Source organism: Paraburkholderia sp. BL21I4N1 (assembly GCF_002973525.1).
Taxonomy (GTDB): Bacteria; Pseudomonadota; Gammaproteobacteria; order Burkholderiales; family Burkholderiaceae; genus Paraburkholderia.
The window spans coordinates 41,090-61,733 of record NZ_PVEN01000013.1 but is presented as its reverse complement, the minus strand read 5'-3'; the positions used below and the strand labels follow the sequence as shown (position 1 = coordinate 61,733).

General features: G+C 65.0%; 9 protein-coding genes. 8 read left to right on the top strand and 1 reads right to left on the bottom strand.

The genetic code is table 11. The annotated features are described in order from the left end of the window. Nucleotides 1-3 precede the first annotated feature (3 nt). Nucleotides 4-621, bottom strand: coding sequence for a sugar dehydrogenase complex small subunit (locus tag B0G83_RS27160; protein WP_105510481.1), 618 nt, complete (start codon nt 619-621; stop codon nt 4-6). Between the two features lie 292 nt (nt 622-913). Here B0G83_RS27160 and B0G83_RS27155 point away from each other — a divergent pair, with 292 nt between their 5' ends. The 8 genes from B0G83_RS27155 (at nt 914) to treY (ending at nt 20,598) form a co-directional block, all read left to right on the top strand. Then, nucleotides 914-1,576: a DUF1345 domain-containing protein gene (locus B0G83_RS27155; RefSeq protein WP_035561076.1), complete on the top strand. Its 663-nt coding sequence runs from the start codon at nt 914-916 to the stop codon at nt 1,574-1,576. A gap of 448 nt (nt 1,577-2,024) precedes the next feature. Further along, nucleotides 2,025-5,477: a maltotransferase domain-containing protein gene (locus B0G83_RS27150; protein WP_105510480.1), complete on the top strand. Its 3,453-nt coding sequence runs from the start codon at nt 2,025-2,027 to the stop codon at nt 5,475-5,477. Next, nucleotides 5,474-8,938, top strand: coding sequence for a maltose alpha-D-glucosyltransferase (gene treS / locus B0G83_RS27145; protein ID WP_105510479.1), 3,465 nt, complete (start codon nt 5,474-5,476; stop codon nt 8,936-8,938). Before B0G83_RS27150 ends, treS begins: the two co-directional genes overlap by 4 nt. Beyond that, nucleotides 8,931-11,141 (top strand): 1,4-alpha-glucan branching protein GlgB, encoded by a 2,211-nt coding sequence (gene glgB, locus B0G83_RS27140; RefSeq protein WP_105510478.1) that lies wholly within the window; start codon nt 8,931-8,933, stop codon nt 11,139-11,141. Before treS ends, glgB begins: the two co-directional genes overlap by 8 nt. Nucleotides 11,142-11,241: 100 nt before the next feature. Next, nucleotides 11,242-13,461, top strand: coding sequence for a glycogen debranching protein GlgX (gene glgX / locus B0G83_RS27135; protein ID WP_105510477.1), 2,220 nt, complete (start codon nt 11,242-11,244; stop codon nt 13,459-13,461). 119 nt (nt 13,462-13,580) lie between these two features. Next, on the top strand, nt 13,581-15,494 hold the full coding sequence (gene treZ / locus B0G83_RS27130; RefSeq protein ID WP_105510476.1) for a malto-oligosyltrehalose trehalohydrolase: 1,914 nt from the start codon (nt 13,581-13,583) through the stop codon (nt 15,492-15,494). After that, the gene (malQ, locus tag B0G83_RS27125) at nt 15,491-17,719 is read left to right on the top strand and encodes a 4-alpha-glucanotransferase (RefSeq protein ID WP_105510475.1); all 2,229 of its coding nucleotides are present in this window, start codon (nt 15,491-15,493) and stop codon (nt 17,717-17,719) included. The genes treZ and malQ overlap by 4 nt, the downstream gene beginning before the upstream one ends. Continuing rightward, nucleotides 17,716-20,598, top strand: a complete 2,883-nt coding sequence (gene treY / locus B0G83_RS27120; RefSeq protein WP_105510474.1) for a malto-oligosyltrehalose synthase — start codon at nt 17,716-17,718, stop codon at nt 20,596-20,598. The genes malQ and treY overlap by 4 nt, the downstream gene beginning before the upstream one ends. The last annotated feature ends 46 nt before the right edge of the window (nt 20,599-20,644 follow it).

The window sequence follows — 20,644 nt, the reverse complement described above, 5'->3', positions numbered from 1 at the left end:
GCGTCAGGTGCTGACCGGTTTCTGCGTCCAGTAGAACGGCACGTCGCGGCAATACGACGGAATGGTCAACACGTCTTTCACGGGCTCGAACATCAGCGCTTTTTCATAGGCGATCACGTCCACATGCGGCATCTCGCCGACGAGGCCCAGATACCACGCGCGCATGATCGCGCCGACGGTTTTCGCGAGCGCCGGTTGCTCGGCCTGCAACGCCTGCGTGACCGTATCGGACGGCACACCGCCATGGCCTTGCAGCCACGTGTTGAGCGCGGCGACATTCTGGGTGAACTGGCTGTCGGATTTGGCGAGAGCGTCGTAGTAGCGCTTGCTGAGAATCGGGTCGAAGCTGGCGTGGGCCGTGAGGCGCTGCGAGAGCGCGACGAATGCGTCGAGGCCGCCGCCTGCGGGCGCGTCGGCGAAGGCGGGGGCGATCCACGAGAATGAGCGGCCGGCGCCGACAAAGGCGAGCGCCACGGCGCTGGCGCAAGCGCCGAGTACCCACGCTCTGCGCGACGCGGAAAATGACACTGGAAACGATTTCGACAACGAAGCTGACGACGACAACCCGGTTGCATGCGTCACTTCGTGGTGCGCATTATTTTTCTCAGGAACATCTGTCATGGGGACTCCAGATGGTGAGTCGATCGTGAGTCATACTCAACGGGCAACGCGGCGATGCATGAATGCCCTTCGCGTGCTGCCTCGATGCTCTACCCCAAACCTGGTCTCGTGCCGCTCCGGCGGTCTTCTCGATACAAACGGTGCAACAGAACCAGCCTGCCAATCGCCTTTCAACTGAAAGCCGCGCGCAAGGCCGTTGCGAAAGACTATAGCCTGCGACTCACCCATTCGACAAATGATGCTCGGCGCGCGGGTAGAATCCGCGACACCGATGCCCACCCTCCTACACTTCATGCTCACACGATTTCTACCGCAGGTACTTCGCAATCGGCCCCGCATGCTGATCGGTCTGGCCGTCGGCGTGGTTGCCGCGTTCCTGTTACCCGCTCACACGCGTCCCATGGTGCTGGGTCTGGCCGGCTGGGACGCCGCCGTCTGGACCTATCTGGTGTTGATCTGGGTACACATGGCGCTCGCCGACGAAGGCGACGTGCGCGAATACGCGCGCCGCGACGATGAAAACGCGGGCGTGGTGCTGGCCATCATTTGCGTGGCGACGGTCGCCAGTCTGGCCGCGATCGTGCTCGAACTGGCCTCGGCGAAGGGCACCGCGGGCGCCTCGACGGCATGGCACTACGCGCTGACCGGCCTGACGATGGTCGGCGCATGGTTCATGATCCCGACCATCTTCACGTCGCACTACGCGCGGCTTTACTACGACCCGGACGTCGACGAGACGCCGCTGCTGTTTCCGGACCACAAGCTCCAGCCGAATTACTGGGACTTCCTGTACTTTTCGTTCACCATCGCAGTGGCTTCGCAAACCTCGGACGTGGTGTTGCGTTCGCGCACGATTCGCCGCGCGGCGCTCGCGCAGTCGATCCTGTCGTTCTACTTCAACGTCGCGGTGTTGGGCTTGTGCGTGAACATCGCGGCGGGCCTAGTCGGTTCGTAAGCGCGTTAAAGCTTCGGTTTTCCGGGTGACCGTGCGACCTGCACGGCTCACCCCACGCTCCGTGTAAAACCCGGACGACGCCGCCCGATTTACACGCGCGGCACCGCTTCAGCCAGGCCATAGGCCGCCGACATCCCACCTTCCAGCGTCCCCCGCCTCCTCCTGCGGGGCGCACACTCGCCCCCGCCATCCGCATTTCCGGACCATACTGGCACACCGATTGCTGCGTCTTGCGAATAGTTCCGGCCAGTCCGGCGTCACCGTGCGTGGCGTCAAAGCACCCCCTTACTGGCCAGCGGCGTGACGATCTTTGCACTACATTGACCAGTACGCGCCTTCGCTCGACGCAATCGCGCGGTAGCGGTATCCGGCTCTGGAAGCCCAATGAGCGCTGTGATCGCATGCCAATTGCATCCACACCGCAGCAGGACGAATCTGGAAACGACCGATGGAATCTCCAAACGGGTACGCGCCACGGATTTACTTTTTTCATTCACTTCTGGTTGGACCGCTCGCCGCGTGGCCCGCGCAGTTTGCGCACGCGGCCGCGCTGGGCTTCGATCATGCATTGATCGGCAGTCTCTTCGAGCCGGGACAGGCCGGCCACGGGCAAGTGGTCGGCAATCACGCCAGGCTGCATCCGGTATTCGAGGCGCAGGGCTCTGCTGTCGACGCGATCCGCACGCTCACGGCCGAGGCGCGTCAGCATGGCGTGACCTTGCTGGCCGATCTGGTGATCGACCGGATGGCCGCCGATGGCGCGCTCCACGCTGAACATGCCGACTGGTTCCATCCGTTCGAGTCGGAGGAAGCGCGGCTCGACCCGCGCCATGTGCATCGTGAGGACAATGTCGCGTATGCCAATTTCAACGAGGCCGGCAGTAGCGCCGCGCTCACGCTCTGGTGGACGCAGCAACTGCTGTCACTCGCCGAGGCCGGCGTGGGCGGGTTCCGCTTCGATTCGCCGCATCGCGTGCCCGCTGCCGTCTGGCGGCAACTCGGGGAAGCGGTGCGCGCGAAGTATCCGCACGTACGCTTTCTGGCCGCGACGCCCGGTCTGTCGCGCGGCGACCTGCCCGCCCTCGAAGGCGCGGGCTTCGACAGCGTGTTCACGTCGGTGCGCTGGTGGGACTTCCGTGCGAGCTGGATGGTCGAGGAGCACGCCGCGCTAGCGCGCCTCGGCGCACCAATCGCGTTCCCCGAAGCGCCCTACGGCACCCGCCTCGCCGCCGACCTGAGCGACGCCCACGACGCCGGTATCGTCGAACGTGCTTACCGGCGCGCGTTGTTCGCCTCGGCTTCGACCGGCACCGGCTGGATGATGCCGATGGGCTTCGAATACGGCATCGCCGAGCCGATGTCGCAAACGCGCGGCGATGCCGCGCAATTCGCGCTCGCGGCCCAGGCGAAGCAGTTCGACCTCTCCGAACGCATCGCGCATGTGAACGACGTTGCACGCAACACGGCCACCCTGCACGCCAATGGTGAACTGCGCCCGCTTAGCGGGCCGGGTGCGCCCGCCGCCGTGCTGCTGCGCGCCGATCAGCCCGACCTGCGCGACGCCAACGAGGCGATCCTGATCGCCATCAATCCCGAACTCGGTGCGCCGGTGCGCGTCGACCCGGCCCGCTTTTTAGTGGGCGTGCCCGGCAACTTCACGCGCTTCGTGCCGCTCGACGCGCCCGGCCACATTGCGCCCGTCACGTTGACGCCGTTCACGCTCGCCCCGGGCGCGGTTCGCCTGTTCCGCGCGGTGACGGAGAAACCGATCCGTCTCGCGCCGCCGATCGACAAAGCCAACAGCAAACGCAGCGGTCACAAAACCGTGATCGAGGCGATCAGCGCACCGCGTGTCGCGATAGAAAGCGTGACACCTTGCGTCGACAACGGCCGGTTCCCGGCCAAACGCAGCGTCGGCGAACGCGCCGAGATCAGCGCCGCGATCTTCGCCGAAGGTCACGACAAGATCGCCGCCGCCGTGCTCTGGCGCGCCGCCGACGAAACCGCGTGGCACGAAGCACCCATGTCCCCCGCTCAACCCGCCGGCCTCGACATCTGGAAGGCGCGCATCCCGCTCGAACGGCTGGGTCGCCACGAATTCACGGTCATCGCCTGGCGCGACGACTTCGCGTCGCTGGTCGAGCATATCCAGAAGAAGCTGAAGGCGGGCCAAACCGTCGAGCTGGAACTCGACGAAGCGTCGCATCTGTTCGCGCTGGTGCTCGCCGAAGTCGAAACCGTGGAAGGCGCGATCACGGAACCGCTCGAACACATCGTCAAGGTTTTCACGAAGGCCGACGCCGACACCAAGCTCGCGCTGTTGATCGCGCCGACCACCGCGAAGGCCATGACCGCCGCGCGTCACCGGCCGTTCCTGAGCCGCGACCCGGTCATCTACAAGATCGACGCGGACCGCACCGCCGCGCGCTTCGCAAGCTGGTACGAGATCTTCCCGCGCTCCATGAGCGACGACGAATCGCGCCACGGCACCTTCGCCGACGTCACGACGAAACTGCCGCGCATTCGCGACATGGGCTTCGACGTGCTGTACTTTCCGCCGATTCACCCGATCGGCGTCGCGAACCGCAAGGGCCGCAACAACACGCTGAACGCTCAACCGGGCGACGTCGGCAGCCCGTACGCGATCGGCGGAGCGGAAGGTGGCCACACCGCCGTGCATCCGCAACTCGGCACGCTCGACGACTTCAAGGCGATGCTCGCCGCCGCGCACGCGCACGGCCTCGAAATCGCGCTCGACTTTGCCGTGCAGTGCTCGCCGGATCATCCATGGTTGAAGGAGCATCCGACGTGGTTCGCATGGCGTCCCGACGGCACGCTGCGTTACGCGGAGAATCCGCCGAAGAAGTATCAGGACATCGTCAACCCCGACTTCTATGCGCACGACGCCAAGCCCGATCTCTGGCTCGCGTTGCGCGACGTGTTCCTGTTCTGGATCGACGCGGGCGTGCATATTTTCCGCATCGATAATCCGCACACCAAGCCGCTGCCGTTCTGGGAATGGGTGATCGGCGATATCCGGGCGCGCTTTCCGGACACGATCTTTCTGGCCGAGGCGTTCACGCGTCCGCGCATGATGAACCGGCTCGGCAAGATCGGTTTCTCGCAGTCGTACACGTATTTCACGTGGCGCGAGTCGAAGCGCGATTTCATCGAGTACATGAACGAACTCACGCGAACCGACGCGCGCGATTTCTACCGGCCGAACTTTTTCGTCAACACGCCCGATATCAACCCGCGGCATTTGCAATCGCAAGGGCGCACGGGCTTCCTGATTCGCGCGGCGTTGGCCTCGACGCTGGCCGGCTTGTGGGGCGTGTACAGCGGTTTCGAATTGTGCGAGGCCGCCGCGCTGCCTAACAGCGAGGAATACCTCGACTCTGAGAAGTACCAGTTGCGTGCGTGGGACTGGAACCGGCCGGGCAATATCGTCGGCGAGATCAGTGCGCTGAACCGGATTCGCCGTGCGAACCCGGCGCTGCAAACGCACCTCGGCCTGACGTTCCTCACCGCGCACAACGACAACATCCTGTTCTTCGAGAAAGCCACGGAGGCGCGCGACAACGTGATCGTCGTCGCGATCAATCTCGATCCGTTCAACGAACAGGGCGCGGACGTCGAGTTGTCGTGGGAGACTTTCCAGCACTGGCATCTGCACGACCACGGCGCGCTCGAAGTCACCGATCAGATGACCGGTGCGCGCTTCGAATGGCACGGCCGCTGGCAGCACGTTCAGCTCGGCTCCGGTCAGCCGTTCTCAATCTGGCGGATCGCGCCGCTCGGCGGCCTGCCCGCCGATCGCCCCGATGAAGCCGACAGCGACTCCGACAGCGCCCATCACGCAGACGCTGGCAATCCAACCCAAACGGAAGGTGCGATATGAAGCGTGACGATCCAGCCCAAGCCACATCGCAAGCTCATGGCAGCGCCGCCACCGGCAGCGCGGCGAAAGCGCGTTCGCACCGGCGCGGCAAACCGGCCGCGTTGAGCGACGATCCGCTCTGGTACAAAGACGCCATCATTTACCAAGTGCACATCAAGTCGTTCTTCGATGCGAATAACGACGGCGTGGGCGATTTCCCCGGCCTGATCGCGAAGCTCGACTACATTGCCGAACTCGGCGTGAACGCGATCTGGCTGCTGCCGTTCTATCCGTCGCCACGGCGCGACGACGGCTACGACATTGCCGATTACCGCAATGTGCATCCGGACTACGGCCAGCTCTCCGACGTGAAGCGCTTCATCCAGGAAGCGCACGCACGCGGCATTCGCGTGATTACCGAGTTGGTGATCAATCACACGTCGGATCAACACCCTTGGTTTCAGCGCGCGCGCCGCGCGAAGCCGGGTTCGAATCATCGCAACTACTACGTGTGGTCCGATACCGATCAGAAGTATCAGGAAACGCGGATCATCTTCATCGACTCCGAGCCGTCCAACTGGACACACGATCCGGTAGCCGGCGCGTATTACTGGCACCGTTTCTACTCGCACCAGCCGGATCTGAACTTCGACAATCCCGCCGTGCTGAAAGAGGTGTTGCAGGTCATGCGCTTCTGGCTCGACATGGGGATCGACGGGTTACGTCTCGACGCGGTGCCGTATCTGGTCGAACGCGAAGGCACCAACAACGAGAATCTGCCGGAAACGCACGCCATTCTGAAGAAGATTCGCGCCACCATCGACGCCGAGTATCCGAACCGGATGCTGCTCGCCGAAGCGAACCAGTGGCCGGAAGACGTGAAGGAGTATTTCGGCGACGAAGACGAGTGCCACATGGCATTCCACTTCCCGCTGATGCCGCGTATCTACATGTCGATTGCGAGCGAAGACCGCTTCCCGATCACGGACATCATGCGGCAAACGCCGGATCTCGCCGAAACGAACCAGTGGGCGATTTTCCTGCGCAATCACGACGAATTGACGCTCGAAATGGTCACGGATTCCGAGCGCGACTATCTGTGGAACACTTACGCGAGCGACCGCCGCGCGCGGCTGAACCTCGGCATTCGCCGCCGTCTCGCACCGCTGATGGAGCGCGACCGCCGCCGCATCGAGTTGATCAATTCGCTGCTGCTGTCCATGCCGGGCACACCCGTGATCTATTACGGCGACGAACTCGGCATGGGCGACAACATCCACCTCGGCGACCGCGACGGCGTGCGCACGCCGATGCAGTGGTCGTCGGATCGCAATGGCGGTTTCTCGCGCGCCGATCCCGAGCAACTGGTGCTGCCGCCGGTAATGGGTTCGCTATACGGCTTCGACGCAGTCAACGTGGAAGCGCAAAGCCGCGACCCGCATTCGCTGTTGAACTGGACCCGCCGCATGCTGGCCACGCGGCGCGCGAAACAAACCTTCGGGCGCGGCACGATCCGCTTTCTGAAGCCGGAGAATCGCAAGATTCTCGCGTATTTGCGTGAAACGCCGGGCGAGCCGCCAATCTTGTGCGTGGCGAATCTGTCGCGCGCGCCGCAAGCGGTCGAACTCGATCTGTCCGAGTTCAACGGTTCCGTGCCGATCGAAATGACCGCCGACTCGGTGTTCCCGGCCATCGGCCAGCTCACCTATCTGCTGACGTTTCCGCCGTACGGCTTCCTGTGGTTCATGCTGTGCCCGGGCGGCCAGCGTCCGACCTGGGCGCAGGCGCATTCGGAACCGCTGCCGGAATTCGTCACGATCGTGATTCGCGAAGGCCAGGCCGGTCCGACGCCGGAAAACGTGCGCCTGCTCGAATCCGAAGTGCTGCCGTCGTGGCTGAGCCGGCGCCGCTGGTTTGCGTCGAAAGATCAAAAAATGCACGCCGTGCGGCTCGCTGCATTGACGACGATTCCGAACGGCGGCTTTGCCTTCACCGAAATTGAAGCGGACGTGGGCGACCACACCGAACGCTACGTGGTGCCGATCGCGATCACCTGGGGCGGCGAAACCACCACCCCGCTGTTCATGCAACTGGCGTTGGCACGCGTGCGGCGCGGCCGCAACGTGGGCCATTTGACGGATGCGTTCGCGCTGCCGATCTTCGCGCACGGCGTGATGCGCAAGCTGCGCGAACGGGCAGTCGTGCCGACCGTGCAGAAAAGCGAAATCAGGTTCCTGCCGACCGAGCGTTTCGACGAACTGTCCGGGCTCGGCGAACGGCCGGACATTCGCTGGCTCGCGGCCGAACAGAGCAACAGTTCGCTCATCATCGCCGACGCCGTGGTGCTGAAGCTGGTGCGGCGCCTGGTCAGCGGCATTCATCCGGAAGCGGAAATCAGCCGCTATCTGACCCAGCTCGGCTACGCGAACACCGCGCCGCTGTATGGTGAAGTGGTGCGCGTCGATCCCGAAGGCGTGCCGCATACGCTGGCGATCCTGCAAGGCTTTATCGACAATCAGGGCGACGCGTGGAACTGGTCGCTCGACTTCCTACGCCGTTCGGTCGACGAACTCGCGATCGCCGTGGATACCGACGCGCAGTCCACGCCGGACCGCGACAAAGAAATGAATCTGATGGAAGGCTACAGCGCGTTGGCCGGCATTATCGGCAGGCGGCTTGGGGAATTGCATGTCGCGCTCGCCTCGCCGACCGACGACCCCGCGTTCTCGCCTGAACCGGCGAGCGCCGAACAAGTGAAGGGATGGGTCGACGGCACGCAGACCATGCTCGCCGCCGCGCTCGACTTGCTCGCGCCGCGCATCGAGCAGATGAGCGACCCGGAAACCCAGGCGCTCGCGCAAAGCCTGATCGACCGTCGTGCGGCACTCGTCGAGGTCGTCGGCAAACTGGTCTCCGCCGAGACAGGCGCGCTTCGCACCCGCATTCACGGCGACTTCCATTTGGGTCAGGTGCTGGTAGCGCAGGGCGACGCGTATCTGATCGACTTCGAAGGCGAGCCGGCGCGTTCGCTTGAGGAGCGTCGGCAGAAGTCGAGCCCGTTGCGCGACGTGGCCGGTTTGATGCGCTCGTTGTCGTATGCGAGCGCGGCCGCGCAGTCCACGATGGAAAGCGCGCCGCAACAAACCGCCGATCGCAAGCTGGCGCTGTTCGACCGCTTCCGCGCGCATGCTACCGACACGTTCCTGACGGCGTATCGCGCTGCGGCAGCGGATGCCGCAACGCCGCTCGTCGCGCCCGAAGCGGAACAGGCGCTGCTCGATTTGTTCCTGATCGAAAAGGCCGCTTACGAAATTCGCTACGAAGCGGCCAACCGCCCCACGTGGCTTGGTCTGCCGGTGCGCGGCCTCGCCGCGCTCGCCAATCGTCTGCTCGGCGATACTGACGCACCGACACACGATTCCCCCAACCAGGCGCCTGGCGCCGGCACACCGCCTAACCCGGCCGAGGGCGACTATGAGTGAGCATGATCCGGCCGCAGGCCTCCAACCGCTGGAAATCGACGCGCTCGTCGAAGCGCGTCACCCCGATCCTTTCTCGCAGCTCGGCATGCATCAGACGGACGCGGGTCCGGTGGTGCGCGCGCTGCTGCCGAACGCCTCTCACGTCACCGTGATCGCGCGCGCCGACGGCGCGACGCTCGGCGAGTTGGAACAGTTAAGGCCGGGGCTCTTCGCCGGCCGCGTCACGTCGGCCGCGCCGTACCGCTTGCGGATCGACTGGCACGGCGTCGTGCAGGAAATCGAGGACACGTACTCGTTCGGCCCCGTGCTTGGCGACGAACCGCTCGGCCGTCTCGCCGGCGGCGATCCGTACGCGGTACTCGAACTGCTCGGCTCGCGTCCCATGGAAGTGGACGGCGTGCCCGGCGTGCGCTTCGCCGTCTGGGCGCCGAACGCGCGGCGCGTTTCGGTAGTGGGAGACTTCAACGCGTGGGACGGCCGCCGTCATCCGATGCGGCTGCGTCATCAGGCCGGCGTGTGGGAGCTGTTCGTGCCGCGGGTCGGCGCCGGCACGCGCTACAAGTACGAGCTGTTGTCCCGCGACGGCCACCCGCTGCCGTTGAAGGCCGACCCGTGCGCGATGCAAACGGAGAAGCCGCCGGGCACGGCGTCGGTGGTTGCGCATGTCGACGAGATCGAACAGTTTCCGTGGACCGATCACGCGTGGATCCAGTCCCGCGCCGCGAAGCAAACGCCGCGCGCGCCGATCTCCATCTACGAAGTGCACGCCGAATCTTGGCTGCGCGTCGCCGAAGAAGGCCAGCGCGGCCTCAATTGGGAAGAACTCGCCGACCGGCTGATCCCGTACGTGAAAAGCATGGGCTTCACGCACGTCGAATTCATGCCGATTGCCGAGCATCCGTTCGGCGGATCGTGGGGCTATCAGCCGCTCGGCCAGTTCGCGCCGTCGGCACGCTTCGGCAAGCCGGAGCAGTTCGCCGGTTTCGTCGACAAAGCGCACGAAGCCGGTCTCGGTGTGATTCTCGACTGGGTGCCCGCGCACTTCCCGAACGACGCGCACGGTCTGGTCGACTTCGACGGCACGCCGCTCTACGAGCACGCCGATCCGCGCGAAGGCTATCACCAGGACTGGAACACGATGATCTACAACCTCGGCCGCAACGAGGTGAGCGCGTTCCTGATCGCCTCGGGGCTGGCGTGGCTGAAGCGCTATCACGTCGACGGGCTGCGTGTGGACGCGGTCGCCTCGATGCTGTATCGCGACTATTCGCGCGCCGCCGATCAGTGGGTGCCGAACATTTACGGCGGCCGCGAGAACCTCGAATCGATCGCGTTTCTGAAGCGGCTCAATCACGAAGTCGGTTATGTGCCGGGTGTGCCGGGCGCGATCACGATCGCCGAGGAATCGACCGCGTGGCCGGGCGTTACGGCGAGGGTCGAGGACGGCGGCCTCGGCTTCCAGTTCAAATGGAACATGGGCTGGATGCACGACACGCTGCACTACGTGGAAGAAGACCCCGTCTACCGCCAATACCATCACCACATGATGACCTTCGGCATGGTGTACGCGTATTCGGAGCGCTTCGTGCTGCCGCTGTCGCACGACGAGGTGGTGCACGGCAAGGGCTCGCTGCTCGGCAAGATGCCCGGCGACACCTGGCAGAAGTTCGCCAATCTGCGCGCGTATTTCGGTTTCATGTGGACACACCCCGGCAAGAAACTGCTGTTCATGGGCGGCGAATTCGGCCAGATGGCGGAGTTCAATCACGACACGTCGCCGCATTGGCATCTGCTCGACGATTCGAACCACCATGGCGTGCAGATGCTGGTGCGCGATCTGAACCGTCTGTACAACGAGGAACCCGCGCTGTATCTGCTCGACTGCGAACCGGGCGGCTTCGACTGGCTGGTCGGCGACGACAACGGCAACAGTGTCTACGCCTATCGCCGCACCGACGGCGCGGGCCGCGAAGTGGTTGTGGTCTGCAACATGACGCCGGTGCCGCGCGTCGGCTACCGGCTCGGCATGCCGCGCGGCGGCCGCTGGGTCGAAGTGCTGAACACGGATGCCGGCGTGTATGGCGGCTCGAACATGGGCAACGGCGGGCTGATTCAAACCGACGCCATGTCGAGCCACGGCTGGCCGCATTCGGCTTCGCTCACGCTGCCGCCGCTCGCGACGATCGTGCTGCGCGCGGATTGACGAAGCGGCGGTAGAACGAGCGCGCGGCGTGACACACCGCGCGCTCGTTGCATGAAGACCCAGGCGAGCGTTCAACAATCAGAACAAAGGAAGGGGAATCATGTCGCATGCAATGCCCGACCGGCTTCTGCCCGGCTCGCCCTACCCGCTCGGCGCCAGCTGGGACGGTCTCGGCGTCAACTTTGCGGTGTTCTCGGCGAACGCGCAAAAAATCGAGCTTTGCCTGTTCGATCCGACCGGCCGCAAGGAAATACGCCGCTTCACGCTGCCCGAATGCACCGACGAAGTCTGGCACGGCTACCTGCCGAACGCGCACCCGGGCACTGCGTATGGATTTCGCGCGCATGGCCCGTATCAGCCGCAGCATGGGCACCGCTTCAATCCGCACAAGCTGTTGCTCGATCCGTATGCGCGGAAGCTGGTCGGCCAGTTTCGCTGGTCGGACGCGCTGTTCAGCTATCGCGTGCATTCGAATCGCGCGGATCTCTCCATCGACCGGCGCGATTCGGCGCCGGCCATGCCCAAGTGCGTGGTGATCGACGAGGCCTTCGACTGGTCGCACGACAAGCGCCCCAACGTGCCGTGGGGCGAGACGGTGATCTACGAAACGCATGTGCGCGGCGCGTCGATGCTGCGCGCCGATCTGCGTCAGCATGAGCGCGGCACGTTCGCCGCGCTCGCGTCGCCGGAGTTTATCGAGCATCTGCTGAAGCTCGGCGTGACCGCGGTCGAACTGTTGCCGGTTCACGCGTTTCTCAACGACCGTTTCCTGGTGGAACGCGGGCTGCGCAACTACTGGGGCTACAACACGGCGGCGTTCTTCGCGCCGGAGCCCTCGTATCTGAGCACGCACCGGCTCGACGAAATGCGCATTGCCGTGCGCCAGTTGCACGCGGCCGGCATCGAAGTGATTCTCGACGTGGTCTACAACCACACCTGCGAAGGCAACGAGATGGGCCCGACCGTGTCGTGGCGCGGTCTCGACAACGCCAGCTACTATCGCCTGATTCCCGGCGACGAACGTCACCATATCAACGACACCGGCTGCGGCAATACCTTGAACCTGCCGCATCCGCGGGTGCTGCAAATGGTGATGGATTCGCTGCGCTACTGGTCCACGGCGTTCAATATCGACGGTTTCCGTTTTGATCTCGGCGTCACGCTCGGGCGTGAGCAGCATGGTTTCGATCCCGGCTCAGGGTTCTTCGACGCGTTGCGCCAGGACCCGATCCTGTCGCAACGCAAGCTGATTTCCGAGCCGTGGGACATCGGTCCTGGCGGCTATCAGCTCGGCAATCATCCGCCGGGTTTCGCCGAATGGAACGATCGTTTCCGCGACACGGTGCGCCGATTCTGGCGCGGCGACGCGGGCCTGCGCCCCGATCTCGCTGCGCGACTGACCGGCTCGGCCGATCTGTTCAACCGGCGTTTCCGCAAGCCGTGGGCATCGGTCAATTTCGTCACGTCGCATGACGGTTTTACGTTAGCCGACGTCACCGCTTACGAGCAGAAGCACAACGAAGTCAATCGCGAAGGCAACAACGACGGCCACAATGAAAATTGCAGCCGCAACTGGGGCGTGGAAGGTCCCAGCGACGATCCCATCATGCTCGCCACCCGCAAACGGGTGGCCCGTTCGCTGGTCGCCACGCTGCTCATGGCACTCGGCACGCCGATGCTGCTGGCCGGCGACGAATCGCTGCGCACCCAGAACGGCAACAACAACGCGTACTGCCAGGATAACGACATCTCGTGGATCGACTGGGAGCGCGCTCAAACGCCGGACGGGCAGCAAATGGCCGGGTTCGTCGCGCGTGTGATCGCGTTGCGCAAGCACCATCCGTTGCTGCGCGAGACGCGCTTTCTGTTCGGCGACCGCGAGGTGTTGCCGGGTCTGTTCGACGTCGGCTGGTTCGACGAACACGGCGATCCGCTCACTATCGAAGCGTGGCAGGACCCGGAGGGCCGCGCGTTCACGCTGCGGCGCGCCGGTCCCGGCTTGAATGGCGAAACCGAAGTATTGTTGATGATGCTCAATGCGAATCACGACACGTTGCGCTTTACGCCGCCCGCCCCGCACCTGGAATGGCACGTGCTGCTAGACACGGCCGAGCCGGAAAGCGCGCCGTACCGGCTGGCGGCACCGGAGGTCGAAGTGGGCGCGCATAGCCTCGTGATGCTGGCGGCGCAGCCGGTGGGCGAGGCGGACTGGCAGGCCGGCTGGAAAGCCGGCGCACAGCACGGGCCGCGGCTCTTGACGGCGTTGCCGCCCGATCCGGGCGCGCATCCGCCGCGTAACGATACGTCGCCGACCACGTAGACGGTAACGACGACGCAGGATGGACCGCATGCAAGGCGGCCGGGTTGTAACGCGCGATCTCGCCGACGCGATTCATGCGTAAAACGCGGCTCGACAGCACATTCGAATGGTGAAGAATCATGTCCCAAAGTCCGATTGATCCTCACGCGCATCATCACGCGCATTGCCTGCCGTTCGGCGCCCAGTTGCTGGGCGCCGCGGGGGCCAAGCCGCGCACGCGCTTCCGGTTCTGGGCGCCGTCGTGCGAACAGGTTCAGGTCGATGTCGAAAACGGCCCTGCGCAAGGCGTGCATGCCATGACGGCCACCGGCAACGGCTGGTTCGAAGCGACCGTGGAGAGCGGCGCGGGCACGCTGTATCGCTTCCGGCTCGACGGTGAGCAGGCCGTGCCCGACCCGGCGTCGCGCTTTCAGCCGCAAGACGTGCACGGCCCGAGCGAAGTCATCGACCCGCGCGCCTACCGTTGGGAACACGCGCACTGGCATGGACGGCCATGGGAAGAGACCGTGCTGTACGAACTGCATGTGGGCGCGATGGGTGGCTATGCGGGCGTGCAGCAGCGCCTGCCGGCGCTAGCCGCGCTTGGTGTGACGGCGATCGAATTGATGCCGCTGAACGATTTCCCCGGTCAGCACAACTGGGGCTATGACGGCGTGCTGCCGTATGCCCCCGATTCCGCGTACGGCCGTCCCGACGAACTCAAAGCGCTGGTCGATGCCGCTCATGGGCTCGGCCTGATGGTGTTTCTCGACGTGGTCTACAACCACTTCGGCCCGGACGGCAACTATCTGCATCAATACGCGCGCCCGTTTTTTCGCGAGGGAACGCAGACGCCGTGGGGCCCCGCTATCGACTTCGAGCGCAGCGAAGTGAGCGACTTTTTCACCGACAACGCCGTCTACTGGCTCAACGAATATCGCATCGACGGGCTGCGTTTCGACGCGGTGCATGCCATCGACAACCACGCGTGGCTGCGCGAATTGTCCGACCATATTCGCGCCAAAGTGCAGCACGGTCGGCATGTGCATCTGGTGCTGGAAAACGAGCACAACAGTGCGAATCTGCTCGAAGCGCATTTCGACGCGCAATGGAACGACGACGCGCACAACACCCTGCACGTCTTGCTGACCGGCGAAACCGAAGGCTATTACCACGCGTATGAAGACCAGCCGATTCGCCGTCTTGCGCGGGTGTTGTCGGAAGGCTTCGCGTATCAGGGCGATCCTTCGCCGATTCACGACGGCAAGCCGCGCGGCGAATCGAGCGGGCATTTGCCGCCTACGTCGTTCGTGATGTTTCTGCAGAACCACGATCAGATCGGCAATCGCGCACTCGGCGAGCGTCTGCGCAAGCTGACCTCGGACGACGCCTTGCGCGCCGCCACCGGTTTGCTGCTGCTGTCGCCGCAAATCCCGCTCCTGTTCATGGACGAGGAATACGGCTCGACGCAACCGTTTCTGTTTTTCACCGACTACACGGGCGACCTCGCCGATGCGGTACGCGAAGGACGCCGCCGCGAATTCGCTCGTTTTTCCGCGTTCAGCGACGAAAAGCGCCGCGCGCGAATTCCCGATCCGAACGATGTGAAAACCTTCGCGGCTTCATCGCCGCCCGCGTCTGACGCAGCCAGCGGCGACGAAGCGAAAGACCGGCTCGACTGGATGCATTTCTACAAATCCGCGCTGGCCGTACGCGCCAAGCTGATCACGCCGCGCCTGAAACATGGCAAGGCGCTCGGCGCCACCGTGTTGAGTGGAGCGAACGGCGGCGATGCCAACGCGCTCGTGGCACGCTGGAAACTCTGCGACGGCGAAACCTTGTCGATCGCGCTGAATTTATCGAAGGAAAGCGTGGCGCTCGGCGAGATGCCCGCCGGCAAGATCATTTTCGAAACGCCGCCGCGCGTGCGCGAGCAGATCGACACTCAGGTGTTGCCGTCGAACGCGTTCGTCGCGTGGCTGACCGGCGACGTCAGCCTCTACGCAGCCGGCCACGACGCCCGCATTGCAAGCCAACAGGAGCGCCACGCGTGAGCACTCGACGCAACGATACGATCGTCACCCTCGCCGTGCGCGCGGGTTTCGAGGTGGAGTGGCAGGACGCGCACCACACGACCCAACATGTGCCGGAAAGCACGCTGACCGTGCTGCTCGAACGCATGGGCTTGCCGTGCGGCAACGCGACGCAAATCCGCCAAAGCGCCGCCGCGCTCGACGCCGAATTGTCGGGCCGCAAACTGCCGCCGCTGATGACCGCCGAAGTAGGACGCGGCATCGCGTTGCCCGCCGCGGCGATCCGCTCGGGCAGTCATTATCGGATCGAGCTCGAAAGCGGCTCGATCATCGACGGCCGCTTTACGGCGCCTAAGGGCGAGGAAGCGCTGCTCGCGCCGATCGACGAACCCGGCTATCACACGCTCGTGCTCAACGAGCAACGGATGACGCTGGCGGTCGCGCCACCACGCTGCTACACAGTCGCGGATGCGTGGCGCACGCTAAACAGCAACGCCAACGACGACAGCGACAAAGCGCACGACAGCGCCGCGCACGCCCCGCCTTTGTGGGGCATCGCCGCGCAACTGTACGGCTTGCGACGCGTCGGCGACGGCGGCATCGGCGATTATTCGGCGCTGGCGCAACTCGCCAGCGAAAGCGCGCGGCACGGCGCGCACGCGCTCGCCGTCAGCCCGACTCACGCGATGTTCAGCGCGGAGCCTGAGCGCTTCAGTCCGTATTCGCCGTCGTCGCGCTTGTGGTTGAACGTCACGCATATCGACCCCGCCGCCGTGTTCGGCCCGGACGCGGCACGCAGCGCGCTCGAAGCCGCGCACGGCGCGCAGAGCTGGTCGGCGTTGGAAGACCTGCGGTTGATCGACTGGCCGAACGCGGTCGCGTTGAAGCTGAAGGTGTTGCGCTGGCTTTACGAGCATTTCCTCGAGCAGGACCGCGCGCACCAGACGCCGCGCGCGTTGGAATTCCACGGTTTCTGCGAACGTGCCGGCCGCGCGCTCGAAGACCATGCGCGTTTCGAAGCGTTGCAGGCCGCACAGCTGTCGCAGGAAGGCGGCAACGGCCATTGGCGTAACTGGCCGGAAGCGTTGCGCGATCCGCGCAGCGCTGAGGTCGAAGCGTTCGCCGAAGCGAATCGCCACGAAGTCGATTTCCATCTGTTTCTGCAATGGCTGGCCGCCAAGGGTTTATCGCACGCCCAACACGCGGCGCGCGATGCCGGCATGGCCGTGGGCCTGATCGCCGATCTCGCGGTGGGCTGCGACAGCGCCGGCAGTCACGCCTGGTCGTATCGCGACGACATGCTGCAGGGCGTGTCGGTCGGCGCGCCGCCGGATCTGTTCAACCAGGCGGGTCAGGCTTGGGGCCTCACCACCTTCTCGCCGCGCGCCATGCGTACGCAGGGCTTCTCCGCGTTCATCGACATGTTGCGCGCGGCGTTCGCGCATGCCGGCGGCATCCGGATCGATCACATTCTCGGTCTGCGCCGACTGTGGCTCGTGCCCGAAGGCGAAAGCGCGCGCAACGGCGCGTATCTGCGCTACCCGCTCGAAGATCTGTTGCGCCTGATCGCGCTCGAATCGTGGCGGTTCCGCTCGATCGTGATCGGCGAAGATCTCGGCACCGTGCCGCCCGGTTTTCGCGAGCGGCTCGACGAACATGGGCTCGCCGGTATTCGCGTGTTGTGGTTCGAGGGCGCGCACGGCGGCAAAGGGTTCAAGCCGCCGCACGAGTGGGACCGTAACGCGGTCGGTACCACCACCACGCACGATCTGCCGACCGTGGCCGGCTGGTGGCGTGGCAGCGACATTGTGTGGCGCAACCGGATCGGTCAGACGATGGCGCGCGCCGACGGGCGCGATCCGGAACAACTCGCGCAGGAAGAACGCGCGCACGACCGCGCCGACATGTGGCGCGCGTTCCAGTCGGCCGGCGTGGCCGCGCAAGGTGTGGACGCCCCGCCGCCCGACGACGCCCCGGTGGACGAAGCGCTGGCGTTCGTCTGCGCCACGCCGGGTCCGCTGGTGACGTTTCCGCTCGAAGACCTGCTCGGCCAGGTCGAGCAGCCAAACCTGCCTGGCTCGATCGACGAACACCCGAACTGGCGCCGTCGCGTGAATCTGCCAATCGACGAACTGTTCAAGGACGACGCCTTCTGCGACCGCCTGCTGGCCGTGGATCGCGAACGCCGTGCCGTGCGCGCCGCCGTTCCTTCTTCCAACACTTCCGCGGAGCCTGATACGCCATGACCGTCCCGCGCTCCACGCTTCGCCTCCAGTTTCACCGAGGCTTTACCTTCGACGACGCCGCGAAGCACGTCGACTATTTCGCCGCGCTCGGCATCAGCCACGTGTACGCGTCGCCGATCACCACGGCCGAGCCCGGATCGATGCACGGCTACGACACCGTCGACTACACCCAGGTCAGCGCCGAATGCGGCGGCGAGGCAGGCCTCAAACGCCTGGTCGACAAGCTGCGCGCGCATAACATGGGGTTGCTCGTCGACATGGTGCCAAACCATATGGGCGTGGGCGGCGCCAGCAACGCGTGGTGGCTCGATATTCTCGAATGGGGCCGGCACAGCGCCTACGCGCGCCATTTCGACGTCGACTGGCATTCGCCGGATCCGGCGTTGCGCGGCAAGGTGCTGGCGCCCACGCTCGGCGCGCCGTATGGAGAAGAACTCGCGGCGGGCCGCATCGCAATGCATTTCGATGCGGACAGCGGGCGCTTTTATATCGGCTACGGTCCGCACGTGTTCCCCGTGTGCCCGATCGATTACGCGTCGATCCTGCAAGGCGCGGGGCGCGCCGACCTCAACGCGCTCGCCGAACGCTTCAACGGACTGACGACGCAACCCACCGATCACCCGCGCGCCGCCGAAGCGCGCGAACTGTTGCGCGAATTCGTCGCGCAACAAGGCAGTTCGGCGCTCGATACCGCGTTGGAGGCGTATGCGCCCGGCGATCCGGCGACGCGTGATCGGCTGCATCGGCTGATCGAGCGGCAGCATTTCCGACTTGCGTGGTGGCGCACCGCGTCCGACGAAGTCAACTGGCGGCGCTTCTTCGACATCTCCACACTCGCCGGTGTGCGCGTGGAGCGGCCCGAAGTGTTCGACGCGGTGCATGCGCTGATCTTTCGTCTCTATCAGGAAGGCGTGGTGGACGGACTGCGGATCGACCACGTCGACGGACTCGCCGAGCCACGCGAATACGCGCAGCGACTGCGGCAGCGTCTCACGGAATTGCGCGACACCGCGCCGTATGTGGTCGTCGAGAAGATTCTCGGCCGTGGCGAACCGCTGCGCGACGATTGGCCCGTTGATGGCACGACCGGCTACGACTTCATGAACGACGTGGGCGCGTTGCTGCACGATCCCAAAGGCGCAGAACCGCTCGCGCGGACGTGGGCCGAACTCACCGGCCGCAGCCCGCGTTTCGCGGACGAAGCGTTGATCGCGCGCCGCAAGATTCTCGCGGAGAACCTGTCGGCGGAACTGGATCGGGCCGCGCGCGCGTTGCATCGCATCGCGCGAGATTCGTTGACCACGCGTGATTTCACGTTCACATCGCTGCGGCGCGTGCTGACCGAACTGGTCGTGCATTTTCCGGTGTATCGCGTCTATCCGCAGAACGGTTTGCGCAGTGCCGCCGACAACGTCTATTTCGAGCAGGCGCTCGAAGGCGCAAAACAATCGCTGTCGCGTGCGGACCTCGTCGTACTCGAGCGCGTGAACGCATGGCTCGGCGGTAGCGCGGAAGAAGCGCCGAGCGGACGTCCAGGTACGCCGCCGCAGCAAGGTCAGAACAGCGTGCCGCCCAGCCACGCCGGCTCGTCGCGGCGCACCGCGCAAACGCTGTTTTCGCAATTGACCGCGCCGGTCGCGGCGAAGGCGGTCGAAGATACGGCGTGCTATCGCTACGGCCGGTTGTTGTCGCGTAACGAAGTCGGCGCGGATCCGGGTGAATTCGCGCTGTCGGTCGAGCAATTTCATGCCGCCAATCTGGAACGCGCGCAGCGCTTTCCTCACGCGTTGCTCGCCACGGCCACGCACGATCACAAACGCGGCGAAGACGTGCGCGCCCGTCTCGCGGTGTTGAGCGAAATCGCGGACGACTGGAGCGCGACGTTGCGCGCATGGTCGACATTGAACGCGCCGCATCGCCGTGCACTCGACGGCAAGCCGATCAGCAGCGTCGGCCAGGGCACGAGCTACGACTGGGCGCCGGGCCCCGCCGCCGAAGCGATGCTGTATCAGACGCTGGTAGGCTGCTGGCCCCCGGAGTTGAAACCGGACGACACGGCGGGCGTCCAGGAATTGGCCGAACGCGTCGCGCAATGGCAGTTGAAGGCGCTACGCGAAGCAAAGCTGCAAACCAACTGGCTCGCGCCCGACGAAGCGTATGAAGCCGGCTGCCGCGATTTCCTATTCGATATCCTCGCGCCGCAGCGGCGCGACGGCTTCCTGCAAGCGCTCTCGACGTTCGTCGCGCGGATTGGCCGCGCCGGCGCGCTCAATAGTCTGCAACAGACGGTCTTGCGGCTGGCGTCGCCCGGGATTCCCGATCTGTACCAGGGCACCGAGTTGTGGGACTTCAGTCTGGTCGATCCGGACAATCGCCGGCCGGTGGATTTCGCTCGGCGTGAAGCGTGGCTCGTGCAGACACCGCCGTCGGATTTTCTGCCAGCCTGGCGCGACGGACGCGTGAAGCTCGCGGTCGTGCAACGTGTGCTGGCGCTGCGCGCGCAGGTGCCGGAGTTGCTGAGTCAGAGCGAGTATCTGCCGCTGACCGTGCGCGGCACGCATGCCGCGAATGTGATCGCGTTCGCGCGACGGCATGGCAACGCGTGGGCGGTGGTGATCGCGAGCCGGTTGGCTGCGGGCTTGCTCGATATCGACACCGGTCACGGTGACGGCGATGCGGGCGATCTGCCGATGGTCGATCCGCGGAAGTGGGCGGACACGGCGATTGACATGCCGTCCGATCTGTCGTCGCGAGCGTTGTTCGACTGGCTGAGCCCTGCAGCGCCGAAGGTCGATGAGAACGGCTTGCTGTATCTGCGTGACGCGCTTGGCGCGATGCCGATCGCGGTGTTGGTGGAGGATGGCGTGCCGCGCAGTTGATCGGGTGTCGTCTCTAAGCGGATGAAAAGGCGGTTAAAACATGCGT